Origin of the sequence: Streptomyces sp. NPDC008092, from assembly GCF_042957285.1 — a bacterium.
GTDB lineage: Bacteria > Actinomycetota > Actinomycetes > Streptomycetales > Streptomycetaceae > Streptomyces.
On record NZ_JBIBHY010000005.1, the window covers coordinates 61981 to 79122 of the forward strand.

General features: G+C 73.2%; 16 protein-coding genes. 9 read left to right on the forward strand and 7 right to left on the reverse strand.

Annotation, left to right across the window (positions count from 1 at the left end):
* Positions 1–242 precede the first annotated feature (242 nt).
* Entirely contained in the window at positions 243–1136 is an 894-nt protein-coding gene (locus ACFZB3_RS16760; RefSeq protein WP_391375989.1) for a SigB/SigF/SigG family RNA polymerase sigma factor, read from the forward strand.
* A 183-nt stretch (positions 1137–1319) separates the two neighbouring features.
* Positions 1320–2843, forward strand: a complete 1524-nt coding sequence (locus ACFZB3_RS16765; protein ID WP_391375991.1) for a ricin-type beta-trefoil lectin domain protein — start codon at positions 1320–1322, stop codon at positions 2841–2843.
* Position 2844: 1 nt separating this feature from the next.
* Here the strand turns inward: ACFZB3_RS16765 and hutI are convergent, their stop codons facing one another.
* From hutI to hutU, 4 genes are all read right to left on the reverse strand, one after another.
* Complete coding sequence (gene hutI, locus ACFZB3_RS16770) at positions 2845–4023, reverse strand: imidazolonepropionase (protein WP_391375994.1); 1179 nt, start codon at positions 4021–4023, stop codon at positions 2845–2847.
* A gap of 35 nt (positions 4024–4058) precedes the next feature.
* The gene (locus ACFZB3_RS16775; RefSeq protein ID WP_391376927.1) at positions 4059–5420 is read right to left on the reverse strand and encodes a formimidoylglutamate deiminase; all 1362 of its coding nucleotides are present in this window, start codon (positions 5418–5420) and stop codon (positions 4059–4061) included.
* On the reverse strand, positions 5411–6613 hold the full coding sequence (locus ACFZB3_RS16780; protein WP_391376928.1) for an allantoate amidohydrolase: 1203 nt from the start codon (positions 6611–6613) through the stop codon (positions 5411–5413). The genes ACFZB3_RS16775 and ACFZB3_RS16780 overlap by 10 nt, the downstream gene beginning before the upstream one ends.
* A 143-nt stretch (positions 6614–6756) precedes the next feature.
* A complete protein-coding gene (hutU, locus tag ACFZB3_RS16785; RefSeq protein ID WP_391375997.1) occupies positions 6757–8421 on the reverse strand; it encodes a urocanate hydratase in 1665 nt (554 codons plus the stop codon).
* 165 nt (positions 8422–8586) lie between these two features.
* Between hutU and ACFZB3_RS16790 the strand changes: the two genes are divergently transcribed.
* The 5 genes from ACFZB3_RS16790 (at position 8587) to ACFZB3_RS16810 (ending at position 12272) form a co-directional block, all read left to right on the forward strand.
* Positions 8587–9996: a diaminopimelate decarboxylase gene (locus ACFZB3_RS16790; protein ID WP_391376000.1), complete on the forward strand. Its 1410-nt coding sequence runs from the start codon at positions 8587–8589 to the stop codon at positions 9994–9996.
* A gap of 172 nt (positions 9997–10168) precedes the next feature.
* Positions 10169–10558, forward strand: coding sequence for a hypothetical protein (locus ACFZB3_RS16795; RefSeq protein ID WP_046731666.1), 390 nt, complete (start codon positions 10169–10171; stop codon positions 10556–10558).
* Positions 10555–11346, forward strand: coding sequence for a transcriptional regulator (locus ACFZB3_RS16800; RefSeq protein WP_391376003.1), 792 nt, complete (start codon positions 10555–10557; stop codon positions 11344–11346). Before ACFZB3_RS16795 ends, ACFZB3_RS16800 begins: the two co-directional genes overlap by 4 nt.
* Before the next feature lie 31 nt (positions 11347–11377).
* Positions 11378–11881 carry a roadblock/LC7 domain-containing protein gene (locus ACFZB3_RS16805; RefSeq protein WP_391376005.1) on the forward strand — a complete coding sequence of 168 codons (504 nt, stop codon included), beginning with the start codon at positions 11378–11380 and terminating at the stop codon, positions 11879–11881.
* A gap of 16 nt (positions 11882–11897) precedes the next feature.
* On the forward strand, positions 11898–12272 hold the full coding sequence (locus tag ACFZB3_RS16810) for a hypothetical protein (RefSeq protein WP_093502118.1): 375 nt from the start codon (positions 11898–11900) through the stop codon (positions 12270–12272).
* Between the two features lie 7 nt (positions 12273–12279).
* On the opposite strand, the gene ACFZB3_RS16815 is transcribed toward ACFZB3_RS16810, so the two are convergent.
* The 3 genes from ACFZB3_RS16815 to ACFZB3_RS16825 form a co-directional block, all read right to left on the reverse strand.
* Positions 12280–12882: a hypothetical protein gene (locus ACFZB3_RS16815; RefSeq protein ID WP_391376009.1), complete on the reverse strand. Its 603-nt coding sequence runs from the start codon at positions 12880–12882 to the stop codon at positions 12280–12282.
* Positions 12883–12977: 95 nt separating this feature from the next.
* Entirely contained in the window at positions 12978–13820 is an 843-nt protein-coding gene (locus ACFZB3_RS16820; protein WP_391376012.1) for a MurR/RpiR family transcriptional regulator, read from the reverse strand.
* The gene (locus tag ACFZB3_RS16825) at positions 13817–15325 is read right to left on the reverse strand and encodes an aromatic amino acid lyase (RefSeq protein ID WP_391376015.1); all 1509 of its coding nucleotides are present in this window, start codon (positions 15323–15325) and stop codon (positions 13817–13819) included. Before ACFZB3_RS16825 ends, ACFZB3_RS16820 begins: the two co-directional genes overlap by 4 nt.
* A gap of 141 nt (positions 15326–15466) precedes the next feature.
* On the opposite strand from ACFZB3_RS16825, the gene ACFZB3_RS16830 reads away from it, so the two are divergent.
* Both ACFZB3_RS16830 and ACFZB3_RS16835 read left to right on the forward strand, forming a co-directional pair.
* A complete protein-coding gene (locus tag ACFZB3_RS16830; RefSeq protein ID WP_391376017.1) occupies positions 15467–16504 on the forward strand; it encodes an ATP-binding cassette domain-containing protein in 1038 nt (345 codons plus the stop codon).
* Positions 16501–17142, forward strand: a complete 642-nt coding sequence (locus ACFZB3_RS16835) for an ABC transporter permease (protein ID WP_365707663.1) — start codon at positions 16501–16503, stop codon at positions 17140–17142. Before ACFZB3_RS16830 ends, ACFZB3_RS16835 begins: the two co-directional genes overlap by 4 nt.

Below are 17142 nucleotides of genomic sequence, written 5' to 3' on the forward strand. Positions count from 1 at the left end.
CACCGATGTCCGCCGAACGCCGTGTCGACGCCCTCGAACATTACGCCTTCTGCACGCAACCCGACACCCGAACAACCTCTCGGAACAGGACAAATGATAATAGAACGGACTTGCGACCGGCTCGGCGGAGCGGGTAGGGCTAGTAGGGACACGCAACCGACACGGCCGGCTTTGGAGGCGCCGCACACCGCAGTGCACGCACGGCCCCGGCAGCCTCATTGCCGAGAACGACGGAGGACACCATGTCACCCCGGCTCGACGCCTCGCACACCCCGACCGCGACGTCGACACCCCCACCGGAACCACTGGATGCCATCGAGGGATTCTTCGCCGGACTCGGACTCCCGGAGATCCCCCCGTACGACGAGGTCGGCGCGGTCGACGCGCGAGCCCTGTCCAAGACCCTCTTCGAGCGGCTGGAGTCGCTGGAGGAAGGCACGCACGCGTACTCGTACGTCCGCAACACCCTCGTCGAGCTGAACCTCGCGCTGGTCAGGTTCGCCGCCGCCCGCTTCCGCTCCCGCAGCGAACCGATGGAGGACATCGTCCAGGTCGGCACCATCGGGCTGATCAAGGCGATCGACCGCTTCGAACTCTCCCGCGGCGTCGAGTTCCCCACCTTCGCGATGCCGACGATCATCGGCGAGATCAAGCGCTTCTTCCGCGACACGTCGTGGTCGGTACGCGTCCCGCGCCGTCTCCAGGAGCTCCGCCTCGACCTCGCCAAGGCGGGCGACGAACTGGCCCAGAAGCTGGACCGCGCCCCCACGGTCACGGAACTCGCGGAACGCCTCGGCCTCTCCGACGAGGAGGTCGTCGAGGGCATGGCGGCGTCCAACGCCTACACCGCCTCCTCCCTGGACGCGCAGCCCGAGGAGGACGAGTCCGAGGGCGCGCTGGCGGACCGCATCGGCTACGAGGACCACGGCCTGGAGGGCATCGAGTACATCGAGTCCCTGAAGCCCCTCATCGCCGGGCTCCCGGCCAGGGACCGCACCATTCTCTCCCTCCGCTTCGTCGCGGGCATGACCCAGTCGGAGATCGGCGACGAACTCGGGATCTCCCAGATGCACGTCTCCCGGCTGTTGTCCCGCACCCTGGTGCAGCTGCGCAGGGCACTGACGCTGGAGGAATAGCCCCGGCCGGACCGCCCGCCGCCGGGGCGAGGGAACTCTCCCCCCACCCGGCCCCCGCCCCGGCTCCGGCTCCGGTCCCCGCCCCGGCCCGTGCGTCTTTGGCCAAAGCTCCCCCGCTACCGCGAGTCACACCCCAAACTGGCCGGTACGTCAGGAAGGACGGCCTGCGAGAAGGGGTGCACGATGGTCCAGGACATCCAGGGCGACCCGCCCTCGGACACTCGCCTGACCGAGCTCCTGCGCACGCCCACCGCGACCGCCTACCCCGCCCTCCAGGAACTCCGCGGCCGCCACCACCCGGCGGTCCTCGCCTACGCCCGGCTCTGCTCGGCCGGCGACGCGGCGGCCCGCCGGCTCACCGCGCAGACCTTCACCACCGCCGCCCGCGACATCGCGCGCGGCGCCGAGCCGGTCGTCCCCCTCCGCCACCACCTGCTCCTGCTCACCGCCCGGCTGGCCGCCGACTGGTCCGGCGACGAACGCTCCGCCGCCCTGGACGCCACCCTCCTGCTGGTCCTCAACTCCTCCGGCGTCCCCGGCGGCCCGACCCCGCGCCTGCTCCCGGCGTTCCAGTCCCTGCCGTCCCGCACCCAGGGCCTGATCTGGTACGGCGTGCTGGACCAGGAACCCGCCGAACGCACCGCGACGTACCTCGGCCTGACCCCCGAGGACGTCCGGTACGGCATCCCGCCCGCCCTCCAGTCCCTGGCCCAGGCCTGCCTGCGCACCCGCCTGGCCGCCTCGGACGACCCGCGCTGCGCGGACTTCCGCCGCCTGATCGAGGAGTCGGTCCGCCCGGAGAACCCCCGGCACAGCCCCGACCTGCACGCGCACATGGCGCACTGCCCGCACTGCACGGCCGCGTTCGAGGACCTCACCGCGCTCCGGGACAGTCCGCGCGAGACCCTGGCGGAGGGCCTGCTGCCGTGGGCCGGAACGGCGTACGCACGCCAGGACACCCCGCCGGCGCTCCCCGCCGCCCCGGCGACGGCCCCGGCCCGGCAGCGCCGGCAGCCGTCCCGGCGCCTGCTCCTCACCTCCACGGCGCTGGGCGTCGCCCTCGTACCGCTGCTGCTGGTCCTCCTGGCCAACCGGGACACGCACGCCCCGGACCCCGCGGCCGCGACCCCGCTGCCGTCGAGCCCCCAGGTGACCGTGACGGCGACCGTGCCGCCGAGTCCGTCCGGCGGCTCGCCCACGCCTGCGCGTACGCCTACGCCGACACCCACGACCAGTGCTATGTCACATACCCCCACCCGGTCTCCGAGCCCGTCCCCCTCCCGCACCCCCACCCCCAGACCCCCCGGAACCTCCTACGCCCAGGTCGTGAACCTCGGCACCGCCCGCTGCCTGGACGTCCGCGACGGCGACTTCGACAACGGCACCGACGTGATCACGGCCCCCTGCTCCGCCTCCGCCACCCAGCGCTGGCGGGTCGACCCGGACCGGGGCGTCCTGCAGTCCGCCGCGGATCCCGACTTCTGCCTGGACAGCCGGGGTTCGGTCGACAAGGGCGTCGGCATCTGGAGCTGCGACTCGGTGGACGGCGACAACGGCGACAACCTCCGCTTCACCGTGACCCCCGACGGCGAGATCCGCCCGGAAATAGCCCTCGCAACAGCCCTCACCCCGGCCGGCGACGACGAACTCTCCCTCTCCCCGGCGAACGACGGCACGGGCCAGCGCTGGCGGGCGGGGGCGGGCTGAGTCAGCCGACGACCCGCTCGCCCCGCCGCCACACCCCGCTGACCAGCGGCACCCCCGGCCGGTACGCCAGGTGGACGTGGCTCGGGGCGTCCAGGAGGAGGAGGTCGGCGTAGGTGCCCGGGGTCAGGCGGCCGATGTCGGTTCGGCGCAGGGCCGCCGCGCCGCCCGCCGTGGCCGACCAGACCGCCTCGTCGGGGGTCATCCGCATGTCGCGGACGGCCAGGGCGATGCAGAAGGGGACGGAGGACGTGAAGGAGGAGCCGGGGTTGCAGTCGGTGGAGAGGGCGACGGTCACGCCGGCGTCGAGGAGGCGGCGGGCGTCGGGCCATTCGGCGCGGGTGGAGAACTCGGCGCCGGGGAGGAGGGTGGCGACCGTGCTGCCGCTCGCCAGCGCGTCGACGTCGGCGTCCGTCAGGTGGGTGCAGTGGTCGGCGCTGGCCGCGTCGAGTTCCACGGCGAGCTGGACGCCGGGGCCGTAGGAGAGCTGGTTGGCGTGGATGCGCGGGGTCAGGCCCTTCGCCCTGCCCGCGGTGAGGATGGTCCGGGCCTGGTCGCCGTCGAAGGCGCCCTTCTCGCAGAAGACGTCGATCCAGCGGGCGTACGGGGCGCAGGCGTCGAGCATCTCGCCGGTGACGAGGGCGACGTAGGCGGCCGGGTCGTCGGCGTGGTCCGGGGAGACGATGTGGGCGCCGAGGTAGGTGACCTCGTCGGTGTGGGCGGCGGCGATGCGCAGGGCGCGGGACTCGTCGGCGACCGTCAGGCCGTAGCCGGACTTCGTCTCGAAGGTGGTGGTGCCCTGGCGGAGCGCCTCGTCGAGGTAGTGGGTGAGGTTCCGCTCCAGTTCCTCGTCCGAGGCGGCCCGGGTCGCCGCCACCGTCGTCCGGATGCCGCCCGCGGTGTAGGACCGGCCGGACATGCGGGCGTTGAACTCCTGGGTGCGGTCGCCCGCGAAGACCAGGTGGGAGTGGGAGTCCACGAAGCCCGGCAGCACCGCCCGGCCGCCCGCGTCGACCCGGTTGTCAGTGGCGGGTGCTTTGCTGGATTCACCGGTCCACACGACACGGTCGCCGTCGATGACGACGGCCGCGTCCTGGATCAGACCGAGAGGGGAGTTGTCACCGAGGGAGGGGTCGTTGGTGACCAGCGTGGCGATGTTGGTGATGACGGTGCTGCTGCTCATGATGGCCTCGTCGGAGTCCTGGTGGGGGCTGGTCGTCAGGTGCGGAGCGCTTCGACGGCCCGCGCGAGGGCCTGCGGCGCATCGGGTACGAGGGTGTGCGCCCCGTCCCGTACGACGTGCCGGCCTCCGACGACCGTGTGCCGTACGTCGGCCGCGGTCGCCGCGAATACGGCCGTCTCGGCGCCCAGTCGCGGTACCGGCCCGGCGGTTCTGACGGAGTCGAGCGCGATCGTCGTCAGGTCGGCGAGCATGCCGGTCTCGATGGTGCCCGCGTCGTCCCAGCCGAGGGCGGCGTGTCCGTCGGCGGAGGCGGCGCGCAGCAGGGCGGCGGCCGTCCAGTGGCCCCGGGTGCGGGTGCGCAGCCGCTCGTTCAGCTCCATCGCGCGCGCCTCTTCGAGCAGGTCGATGACGGCGTGGCTGTCGGAGCCCAGGGAGAGCGGGGAGCCCGCGCGCTGCAGGGCCACGGCCGGTCCGATGCCGTCGGCGAGGTCCCGCTCGGTGGTCGGGCACATGCAGGTGCCGGTGCCGGAGCCGCCGAGCAGGGCGATGTCCTCGTCCGTGAGGTGGGTGTTGTGGACGCCGGTGGTGCGCGGGCCGAGGACGCCGTGGTCGGCGAGCAGCCGGGTGGGGGTGCGGCCGTGGGCGGCCAGGCAGGCGTCGTTCTCCGCCGTCTGCTCGGACAGGTGGACGTGCAGCGGGGCCCGTCGCTCCTCGGCCCAGCCGGCCACGGTCGCCAGCTGCCCGGCGGGCACCGCCCGTACGGAGTGGATCGCCGCCCCGATCCGTGCGTGATCCCGTTCCTTGAGAACTGAACAGCGTTCGGCCCAGGCTTCCGCGCTGCCGTCGGAGAAGCGGAGCTGGTGGGCGTTGGGCGGCTCGCCGCGGTGCTCGCTCAGGATGCCGGAGGAGAGGTAGGCGGTGTCGAGGAGGGTGATCCGGATCCCGGCGTCGGCGGCCGCCGCGATCAGCGCCTCGCCCATCGCGTTGGGGTCGGCGTACGGGGTGCCGCCGGGGGCGTGGTGGACGTAGTGGAACTCGCCGACGCAGGAGACGCCCGCCAGCGCCATCTCGGCGTACACCGCGCGGGCGAGCGCGTGGTAGGTCTCCGGGGTCAGCCGGTCGGCGAAGGAGTACATCAGCTCGCGCCAGGTCCAGAAGGTCCCGGAGCCGACCTGGACGGTGCCGCGCAGGGCGCGGTGGAAGGCGTGCGAGTGGGCGTTCGCGAGACCGGGGAGGGTGAGGCCGCGCAGGATCTCAGCCCCGGGCGGCGGCGCGGGCACCTCGGTCCGCACCGCCGTGATCCGGCCGTCGGCGACCTCCACGGCGACACCCGGCTCGACGTGCGTGTCCAGCCAGGCGTACTCCAACCAGTACGTCGTCCGTGTCGTCACGCGCAGGCCAGCCCTTCCAGTACGTCGGCGAGTGCGCTCACCCCGGCCACGCAGTCGTCCTCGGCCGCGAACTCGGCCGGGGAGTGCGAGACGCCGGTGGGGTTGCGCACGAACAGCATGGCGGTCGGGATGCTCCCCGAAAGGATCCCGGCGTCGTGTCCGGCACCGGTGCCCAGGACGGGCACGGTCAGACCGGTGTCCCGGCCGAGGATCCGGCCCAGTTCGTCGCGCAGGGCGTGGTCGAACTCCACGACCGGCGTGAAGGACTCGCGGACCACGTCCAGGTCGATGCCGTGCGCCTCCGCGTACTCCCGGGCGGCCTTCTCGATGCCGCCGACGACGGTGTCGAGGGTGGCCTGGTCGGCGGCGCGGGAGTCGAGCCAGCCGCGCACCAGGGAGGGGATGGCGTTGACGCCGTTCGGCTCGACGGCGATCTTGCCGAAGGTGGCGACGGCACCGGCGAGTTCGGCCTCGCGGCGGGCGGCGAGCACGGTCTCGGCGTACGACAGCATGGGGTCGCGCCGGTCCACCAGCCGGGTGGTGCCGGCGTGGTTGGCCTCGCCCCGGAAGTCGAACCGCCACCGCCCGTGCGGCCAGATGGCGCTGGCGACGCCCACCCGGTCACCGGACAGGTCCAGCGCCCGGCCCTGTTCGACGTGCAGTTCGACGAAGGCGCCGATGCGCGCGAGCCGCTCGGGGTCGGGCCCGATGGCGTCGGGGTCGTAGCCGGCGGCTTCCATGGCCTGCGGGAGCGTGACGCCGTCGCCGTCGGTGAGCCGGTGGGCCTGCTCGACGGTCAGGTGCCCCGCGGTCAGCCGGGACCCGACACAGGCGAGCCCGAACCGGGCGCCCTCCTCGTCCCCGAAGTTGACGATGGCGAGGGGCCGGGTGAACTCGGCTCCCCTCCCCCGGAGTTCGTCGAGGGCGGCGAAGGAGGACACGACGCCGAGGGGGCCGTCGAAGGCGCCGCCGTCCGGCACGGAGTCCAGATGCGACCCGGTGACGACGGCGTTCCCGGCCGCCGGGTCCCCGAGCCAGGCCCACTGGTTCCCGTTCCCGTCGACCTCGTACGTCAGCCCGCGCCCCTCGGCCTGCTCCCGGAACCAGTCCCGGCACTCGGCGTCGGCCCCGGTCCAGGCGAAGCGCCGGTAACCGCGCGAGCCGGCATGCCGCCCGACGGGGAGCAGCTCGCGCCACATGGAGTGGAAGGAGGCGGCGCTACTCCCCGAACCCCGTCCAGGCTGTGGGCAGTCGTTCCGCAGGGCGGGACGGGTGGGCACAGCCGCACCCGCACCCGCACCCGGCGACGAGAGTTCGGCCCCCACCGAAGAGTCCCCGTTCGTCACGCCGACTCGCCCTCGCGCATCGGCACCCGAACCCCCCGCTCGTCGGCGACCGACTCGGCGATGTCGTACCCGGCGTCCACGTGCCGGATGACGCCCATGCCGGGGTCGTTCGTCAGCACCCGGCGGATCTTCTCACCGGCGAGCTTCGTACCGTCGGCGACGGTCACCTGCCCGGCGTGGATGGACCGGCCCATGCCGACCCCGCCGCCGTGGTGGATGGAGACCCAGGACGCTCCCGACGCCACGTTGACCATCGCGTTCAGCAGCGGCCAGTCGGCGATCGCGTCGGAGCCGTCCAGCATGGCCTCCGTCTCGCGGTAGGGGGAGGCCACCGAGCCGCAGTCGAGGTGGTCGCGGCCGATCGCCAGCGGCGCGGCCAGCTCGCCGCTCGCGACCATGTCGTTGAACCGCTCGCCGGCCTTGTCCCGCTCGCCGTAGCCGAGCCAGCAGATGCGGGCGGGCAGGCCCTGGAAGTGGACCCGCTCACCGGCCAGCTTGATCCAGCGGTGCAGGGACTCGTTCTCCGGGAAGAGGTCGAGGATCGCCTTGTCGGTCTTGGCGATGTCGGAGGCCTCACCGGACAGGGCCGCCCAGCGGAAGGGGCCCTTGCCCTCGGAGAAGAGCGGGCGGATGTAGGCGGGGACGAAGCCGGGGAAGGCGAACGCCCGCTCGTACCCGGCCAGCTGGGCCTCGCCGCGGATCGAGTTGCCGTAGTCGAAGACCTCGGCGCCGGCGTCCATGAAGCCGACCATGGCCTCGACGTGCTTGGCCATCGACTCACGGGCGCGGGTCGTGAACCCGGCCGGGTCCTTGGCGGCGGCGTCGGCCATGTCCTCGAAGGCCACCCCGACCGGCAGGTACGCCAGCGGGTCGTGGGCCGAGGTCTGGTCGGTGACGATGTCGATGGGGGCGTTCATCGCGAGCAGCTGCGGCACCAGTTCGGCCGCGTTGCCGAGGACGCCGATGGACAGCGGGCGGCGGGCGTCGCGGGCCTCGGTCGCCAGCTGGAGCGCGTGGTCGAGGGAGTCGGCCTTGACGTCGAGGTAGCGGTGCTCGATGCGGCGCTCGATGGCGCGCGGGTCGACGTCGATGCAGATGGCGACGCCGTCGTTCATGGTGACCGCGAGGGGCTGGGCGCCGCCCATGCCGCCGAGGCCGGCGGTGAGGGTGATGGTCCCGGCGAGGGTGCCGTTGAACTTCTTCGCGGCGACGGCGGCGAAGGTCTCGTAGGTGCCCTGGAGGATGCCCTGGGTGCCGATGTAGATCCAGGAGCCGGCGGTCATCTGGCCGTACATGGTGAGGCCGAGGGCCTCCAGGCGGCGGAACTCCTCCCAGTTGGCCCAGTCGCCGACGAGGTTGGAGTTGGCGATGAGGACGCGCGGGGCCCACTCGTGGGTCTGCATGACGCCGACCGGGCGGCCGGACTGGACCAGCATGGTCTCGTCCTGCTTGAGGGTGCGCAGCGTGCGGACCATCGCGTCGAAGGAGCGCCAGTCGCGGGCGGCCTTGCCGGTGCCGCCGTAGACGACGAGCTTGTCGGGGTGCTCGGCGACCTCGGGGTCCAGGTTGTTCTGCAGCATCCGCAGGGCGGCTTCCTGCTGCCATCCCAGGGCGCTCAGTTCCGTACCGCGCGGCGCTCGTACGGGGCGGGGTCCTGACATGGTCTGCCTCCTAGCGGATCAGGGATCAACGGCCAGCGAAGTGTTCCTGCGGTTATTCACATCCTGGCTCGCTGAATAGAACTAGTCAATACGTCCGGTCGGCCAGCACGGCCGCGTTCCGGATGTTTCGCTGGACTTATGGGCCTCAAGGGTGCGGACGATGACATGTCGGGGAACATCGTGAACGGGTGCGGGGACGGACACAGGGACCGGGACGGGGACGACGGCGAGCGGGTCGGGCGGCGGGACGACGCCGTACGGGCGGCGGTGGAGCAGGGACTGCTGGGGCCGGACGCGCCGATCGTAGGCCTGCTGGACGTGCAGGGCATCCGCGCGTCGGCCGCGGCGCTGCGCCGGGCGTTCGAGGCGGTCGCCGCGCCCGGCACCGTGATCCTGCACGCCTTCGCGGTGAAGGCGAACCCACTGGTGCCGGTGGTGCGGCTGCTGGCCGAGGCCGGTCTGGGTTCCGAGGTGGCCAGCGCGGGCGAGCTGGCGCTGGCGCGGGCGGCCGGGACGCCGGCGGAGCGGATCGTGTTCGACGCGCCCGCGAAGACGGCGGCGGAGCTGCGCGAGGCGCTGGCGCTGGGCGTCGCCGTGAACGCGGACAACCCGCAGGAGCTCATGCGCCTCGACGCCCTCGTGCACGCGGGCGGCGCCGCCTCCGCGCCGCTCGGGATCCGGGTGAACCCGCAGATCGGGGCCGGGACGATCGGGGCCACCTCCACCGCGACCGCGACCTCGAAGTTCGGGGTGGGACTGCGGGACGAGGGGGCCAGGGAGTGGGTCGTCCAGGCGTTCACGGAGCGGCCGTGGCTGACGCGGCTGCACGCACACACCGGGTCGCAGGGGATCTCGCTGTCGATGCTGGCGCGGGGCGTGGCCGAGACGTACGCGCTGGCCGAGGAGATCAACGCGCGGGTCGGGCGGCGGCAGGTCGACACCCTCGACATCGGGGGCGGGCTCTCGGTCAACTTCGCGTCGGAGGCGACGGAGCCGACGTTCGCGCAGTACGCGCGGCTGCTGGCGGAGGCGGTGCCGGGGCTGTTCGACGGGCGGTACGGGCTGGTGACGGAGTTCGGGCGATCGCTGCTGGCCCGGCACGGCACGGTGGTGGCCCGGGTGGAGTACACGAAGAGCTCCGGCGGGCGGCGGATCGCGGTGACGCACGCGGGGGTGCAGGTGGCGCCGCGGACGGTGTACGTGCCGGGGGCGTGGCCGCTGCGGATCGCCGCGTACGACGCGAAGGGGCGGCCCAAGGAGGGGGCTCCGGTGGTGCAGGACGTGGCGGGGCCGGCCTGTTTCGCGGGCGACCTGCTCGCCGAGGGGCGCGCGCTGCCGCCGCTGGAGCAGGGGGACCTCGCGGCGGCGCTGGACACCGGGGCGTACTACTTCGGCAGCCACTACTCCTACAACTCCCTTGCCCGGCCCGGGGTTTACGGCTTCGCGCCGGACGGCGGCGGGGGCGTGGCGTTCGCCGTCGTCCGGGAGCCGCAGACGGTCGCCGAGGTCGTGGCCGAATCCGGAGGGGCGCACGCGGATGCGCTCACCACCCTGCATGCAACCAGGAGCCGTTGAGACACCTCGGAAAGCAGGGATCAACTGGTGCGAAAAGCAGCCCAGTTGACCAACACTAGCCTGCCGGATGCATGTTCCACTGGAAAATGCCAAACGACTCCTCCCTCCCGCACACGTTGCGTAGTGTCTGCGTCACTCAACCGGAGAGCCACGCGGCGGGAGGGGAGCCACGGTGCCCGGAATCGACGAGTGCTTACTGGAAGCGATGCGGTTGCCCGGGGCCCGGGGCGCCGCCCTGGTCGACTGGACCAGCGGACTGGCCCTGGGCACGGTCGGGGAGGCGCCCGGGGGTGACCACGAGACCACCGCCGCGGAGGCCGCCGAGCTGGCCCGGCTGGCCGCCGAGCACGGGGCGTTCAGCACGGAGGACGACACCGAGGTGAGCCCTCCGGTGGAGGACCTGATCGTCAGCAACCGGGACAGCTACCACCTGCTGCGGTTCGTGGTCACGTCCTTCGACGCCACCGTGTTCCTGCATCTGTGGCTGACCCGCGAGGACGGCAATCTCGCCCTCGCCCGGATCCGGCTCGGCGAGATGGCCGAGCGGCTGGTGCTGGGATGACCGTGGTCGAAACACCGCCGCCGCTGCCGGTCCGGGACCGGGCGGCCCTGCACGAGAGAGCACCCGGGGCGCTCTCACCGATGCTGATACGCCTCGCCGAGGAGCGGGCCACCGGTGTCCTGGTCCGCGAGCACGGCACCCTGCACCTGGCCGAGGGCCGCGTGGTGCACGCCGAGAGCCCCCTTGCCCCCGGCCTCGACGTGCTCCTCACGGCCCGCGGCACGCTCGACGCGGCCGCCTGGCCCTGGACCGACGACATACCCGCCGCCATCCACCGCCTGCTCGCCGCCGGCCTGCTGCCGAGAGGCGCCCTGGAGGTGTGCCGGCTCGCCGCCCTGTACGACGCCGGGTACTTCGCGCTGGCGCCCAGCAGCACCCCGGGCCGGTTCCGGTACGGCACCACGGCCGCCGCCGGACCGCTGCGCGCGGTCCCCGTCACCGCCCTGGAGCGCGAGACCCTGCGCCGCCGCGAGCTGCTGCACCGCATCTGGCCCGACCCGTCGGCGGACGGCTCCCCGCTGATCCGGGCGGACCCCGTCGCACCCCCGCCGGTCACTCCCCGGCAGCGGGCGGTCCTGGACCGGGTGGACGGCGTCCGCACGGCCCCGCAGATCGCCCGGGAGCTGGGCCGGCCGGCCTTCCACACGCTGGTGGACGTACGGCGGCTGGCGGCGGCCGGACTCCTCGCCCCGAGGAACACCGCGCCCCTCCCGCCCCCGCTTCCCCCGGTCACCGACCCCGACATCGCGCTGCTGAAGAGGCTCAGGGATGCGCTGGAGGCCCTTTGAACGGCACCGCCCCGCCGAGAGGAGACAGCTGATGGCGGCAGAACCCGGCAGCTCCGACAGAGAGGCCGTCCTCGACGAACTGCGCCGGTTACGCACCCGGATGCCCCAGCTCACCGGCGCCCTCGCGGCCGGTGTCGACGGCCTGGTCGTCGCCCACGACTGCCCGGGCGTCGATCCGGAAGGGCTCGCCGCGCTCACCGCGGCCGAGCTCGGCGTCGCCGTCCGGGTCTCCGACGCCACCGGCAAGGGCGAGCTCAGGGAGCTGCTGGTGCGCGGCGAGGACGGCTACGTCGCCACCTACGCCGCCGGTCACAGCGCCGTGCTCACCCTGCTCGCCGAGGACCGGGTGAACGTCGGCCGCCTCCACCTGGAGGGCCGCCGGGCCGCCGCCCGGATCGGCGAGGTGGTCGACGCCGCCGAGGCGGCCGCCAAGGCCCTGCGCCCGGCCCGCAGCTCAGCCACACGGACCAGAACCACGCGCACGCCACGCACCACCAGCACCACCACCGACGCGCGCACCGCAACCGACAGTTGAAAGGAACCAGAAAGTCATGGCCAACACCGAAACCGCCCTGAAAGAGTGCCTCACCTCCATCGAGGGCGCGACCGGCGTCGCGCTCGTCGACTACACCAGCGGGATGGCGCTGGGCACGATGGGCGGCAGCAAGACCTTCGACCTGAACGTGGCCGCGGCCGGCAACACCGACGTGATCCGCGCCAAGATGCGCACCATGGAGCACCTCGGCCTCAAGGGCGAGATCGAGGACATCCTGATCACGCTGACCAACGCCTACCACCTGATCCGGCTGCTCAAGGGCCGGGGCGGCAACGGCCTCTTCCTCTACCTGGTGCTCGACCAGTCCCGCGCCAACCTGGCGATGGCCCGGCACCAGCTGAAGAAGATCGAGGAGGACCTGGAGGTCTGACCGGAGGTCAGACCAGCGCCGCGGTGCGGCGGCGCGCTCCGCCCGGGGCCGCGTCGCCCGCCGCGATGCCGGTACCGCGGTAGGCCTTGACGGTCTTGCCGGCCGGGCGGCCGCCGCGCCCGTCGAGCCAGTCGACGCGCAGCCACACCAGCTGTTCGGCGGCCTTCTCCCGGCGGCCCAGCCAGGCCGCCTTCAGACGCAGCCCGGTGCCGGTGCCGGCGAGCAGCATGCCGCCGGCCGCGGGCACCGCGAAGGCCGAGCCGAGGGCGACGGCGAAGGCCAGCAGCAGCCACCAGCGGTGTCCCCGGCGCCAGTTCCGCACGGTCACCGCCCGGTCCTGGAGCACGTCGTGCTTGCCGGCCCGGGCGGCCCCGTGCACCAGGGCGGTGTACCGCTTGCGGCGGGTGAGCGCCACGACGGCGGCGCCGATGATGAACAGCGCGGCCCCGGCCATGACACCGATCCGGCGCCCGGTGAACCCCGGCGGCAGCACCCCGACGCCCGCGGCGAACACCCCGGACCACCACAGCGGCGCGGCCCCGGCGCGTACGACCACGGCCACCCGGGCCAGCCCCTGTCCGCCTCGTACCCCTCGTCCCGCACGCGCCATGTCCGCAGCCTCCTCGCCGGTCTCGGCCCAGTCCGTCTGGCGGGACGCTAACCAGCGAACGTGAGACGAGCCTTAAAGAACCCTTCTGCGAGGATTCACTCGACGAACAGCCCCCGCGCCGCCGCCCTGGTGTCGAACTCCTCCAGGCGGGCCTGCGCGTCCGGCAGGTCGTCGCACATCGCCTCCAGGAGCACCCGGCCGAGCAGCATCGGCGCACAGGCCGTGTCGAAGGCGAGCCCGGTGCCGACGGCGGCCGGCAGCAGCAGGTCGGAGACCTTGGCGACGGGCGCGAAGGCGGAGTCGGCGACGGTGACCACGGTCAGCCCGGCCTCCTTGGCATAGCCCAGGGTGTCCACGACCTCGCGCGGATGCCGGGGCAGCGCGAAGCACAGCAGCGCCGTGGCACCGGCCAGGACGGCCGCGTCGATGCGGTCGTGGATCATCGTGCCGCCCTCGTTGAGCAGCCGGACGTCCGGGTGCACCTTGGCGGCGAAGTAGGCGAAGCCGTAGGCCTGCGAGGCGGCGGCGCGCAGCCCGAGCACCGGCAGCGGCCGGGAGGCGGCCAGCAGCCGGCCGGCCTGCTGCACCGGGCGGGGGTCGGCGAGCACCTCGGCGAGGTGCCGGAGGTTCTCGATCTCGGCCTCGACGGCCTGCTGGTACTCGTTGTACGACCCGTTGCCGGCCGCCTGTTCGGCGGGGACCACCTCGCGCAGGTGCTTGCGCAGCGCCGGGTAGCCGTCGAAGCCGAGGGCGACGGCGAAGCGGGTGACGGACGGCTGGCTGACCCCGGCCAGTTCGGCCAGCTCCACGCTGGACAGGAAGGGCACGTCGGCGGCGCGCCGCACCATGCTGTGCGCGATGCGCCGCTGGGTCGGCGTGAGCCGGTGCCCCTCGAAGAGCGCCTGCAAGCGAGTCGCAGGGCTGTCGGTCACGTTCATGACGTGCTCCCCCTCCAGATGTCCGTGAACCGGTCGAGCAGCCCGGCCGCCGCGGTGACGTCGTCCGTGAGCGGCCGGTCGGCCGGGTCCGCCTCCAGCGCCGCCTCGGCGAGCTCCAGCGCCCGCCCCGCCCCGAGCCCGGGGTCGGGACGCAGTTCGCGCTGGCGCAGCGCCCGTACGGCGGCGACGAGTTCGCAGCCGACCACCAGACGGTACGCGCGGCACGCGCGCAGCGTTTGACGGGCGGCGAGCGAGGCGAAACTGGCCTGCTCCTCGACGCCTCGGGAGAGTACAGCGTGCCCGAGGGAGGCGGGCGCGGAGAAGGCGCGCAGGTCGCCGAGGGCGGCGCCGGCGGCGTACTCCAGGATCATCACGCCGGAGGAGGCGGGCTCCTGGTCGGCGAGGAAGGGGCGCAGGCGGGTGAAGGCGGGCTCGTTCAGGGAGGAGAGGCGGGAGGTGGACAGGCGCGCGACCTGGGTGACGGCGAGCCGGAAGTGGTCCAGGGCGAGGGCGAGTTGGGCCTGGTAGAAGCCGCCGTGGTGGTAGGCGGCCAGGTCCTCGACGGAGATCAGGGGGTTCTCGGCGGCCGCGTTGATCTCGATCGCCAGCACCCCCTCCAGGGCGTCGGCCGCGTCGTGGGCCGGGCCGTGGATCTGGGGCAGGCAGCGGAAGCCGTAGGGGTCCTGGATCCTGCCGAGCGGCGGGGTCGGCCGGTCCGCGGCGCCGATCAGCTCCCGCATGTGGCGGGCCACTTCGACGCTGCCCCGGTGCGGGCGGGCCGCGTGCACGGGCGCCGCGAACGCCTCGTGGGAGCCGTCGACGGCGAGCAGTGACAGGGCCGCCACCACCTGGGTGGCCTCGATCAGCCCGCGCAGCTCGTGCAGGGCGAGCGCCGACTGGCCGAGGGTGAGGGCGTTGCTGCTGATCAGGGCGAGGGCGTCGTTGTTGTCCAGCGGCTGGGACGCCGGCGCCCCGGCGCCCCGCCAGGGGTGCTCCCCCACCAGCGCGAGGCCCACCTGGGCGAGCGCCGCGATGTCCCCGGTACCGACCGAGCCGAACTCGTTGACGGCCGGGTACGCGCCGGACTCCAGCGCCTCGCACAGGGCGGTGACCACACTCGGCCGCAACCCGGCGCCGCCGGCCAGCAGCTGGTTGGCCCGCACCGCGAGCATCGCGCGCACCTGCCGGGCGGGCAGTTCGTCGCCGATCGCGCCGGCGTGGCTGCGCAGCAGCCGCAGTCCGTGTCCGGCGGCGGCCTCGGTGGGGACGTCCTCGTTCCGGTTGGCGCCGACGCCGGTGGAGCGGCCGTAGACGCGGCCGGTCGCGGCGATCTGCCGGGCGGCGTTCCAGGACTCCTCCGCGCGGCGCATCGCCTCGGTGCCCGGGACCGGGCGGGCGGTGCCGTCGGCGAGGCGTACGACGTCCTCGACGCCCATGCCGATGCCGTCCAGGACCACCAGACCGGAATGCGCTATTCCGGGAGCGTCCACGATACGAGACGACATCACGCCCATACCTCCCTCAATTGGGACACCCGATCTTGCGTGCCGGTCATCCGTTACCTCGGATTAACGCGAGACCGTTGACAACCTATTCACCTACCGAGAACTCTGCATGACGTTATACAGCCGGGCAAGGGACATCTCATGATCCAGTTCGATGCGGTCCACAAGCGCTTCCCCAACGGCACGACAGCAGTAAACGATCTCTCCCTGGAGATGCCGGAGGGCGGGGTCACCGTCCTGGTCGGCTCCTCCGGATGCGGCAAGACCACCACCCTGCGGATGATCAACCGGATGGTCGAGCCGACCTCCGGCACGATCAAGGTGAACGGCAAGGACGTCACCGAGCAGGACGCCGCGGAGCTGCGCCGGTCCATCGGGTACGTCATCCAGCAGGCCGGCCTCTTCCCGCACCGCACGGTGCTGGACAACGTCGCCACCGTCCCGCTGCTGCTCGGCTGGAACCGGAAGAAGGCCCGCGCCCGCGCCGCCGAACTCCTGGAGACCGTCGGCCTCGCCGCCGACGCCGGCAAGCGGTACCCGCACCAGCTCTCCGGCGGCCAGCAGCAGCGCGTCGGCGTGGCCCGCGCGCTCGCCGCCGACCCGCCGGTGCTGCTGATGGACGAGCCGTTCGGCGCCGTCGACCCGGTGGTGCGCACCCAGCTCCAGGACGAACTGCTCCGGCTCCAGAAGGAGCTGAACAAGACCATCGTCTTCGTCACGCACGACGTCGACGAGGCGGTCCGGCTCGGCGACCGGATCGCGATCTTCCGCACCGGCGGCCACCTGGTCCAGTGCGCCCCGCCCGCCGAACTCCTGGCCCGTCCGGCCGACGACTTCGTGGCCGACTTCCTCGGCGCCGAGCGCGGCCTGAAGCTGCTCTCGCTGCAGACCCTGGCCGGCGTCCCGCAGGGCCCGGCCCCCGAGGGCGGCGCCTGGACCCTCGTCCTCGACGCCGGGCGCAAGCCCCTGCACTGGGCCGCGAAGGACGCCGAACTCCCCGTACGGCCGCTCAAGGACGGCGACTCGCTGCTCGCGGCGCTGAACGAGTCGATCGCCTCCCCGGCCGGGCTGGTCGCCCGGGTCGACGCGGACGGCGTCCTCACCGGCGTCTCGTCCCGCGACGACATCCACGTCCACGCCGGTCAGGCGCACAGCGCGGCCCGGGAGGTGGCGGCATGACCGTCGACTGGTCGTGGATCGGCGACCACACCGACGACCTCACGAGCCTCACCCTCTCCCACCTCCAGGCGGCGATGACCGCGGTCTTCTTCGGCCTGCTGATCTCGCTGCCGCTCGCGGTGGTCGCCCACCGGGTCCGCCCGCTGCGCGGCTTCCTGCTCGGCCTGTCCAACGTGCTCTTCACGATCCCGTCGATCGCGATCTTCGTGCTGCTGCTCCCGGTCAGCGGCCTGACCCGCACCACGACCGTCATCGGCCTGACCGTCTACACGCTGGTCGTGCTGCTCAGGAACACGGTCGAGGGCCTGGACTCGGTCCCCGCGAAGACCAAGGAGGCGGCGAAGGCGATGGGCACCCGCCCGCTGCGCACGCTCCTCACCGTCGAACTCCCGCTGGCCCTCCCCGTGATCATGGCGGGCGTCCGTATCGCCACCGTCATGTCGATCTCACTGGTCTCGGTCGCCACCTACATCGGCGACGGCGGCCTCGGCCAGCTCTTCACCGACGGCTTCCAGCGCGACTTCCCGACCCCGGTGATCGTGGGCGTGGTCCTCACGATCCTGCTCGCGGTGGTCGCGGACGCCCTGCTGGTGGCCCTCCAGTACGTACTGACCCCGTGGCGGCGGAGGCGAGCCTGA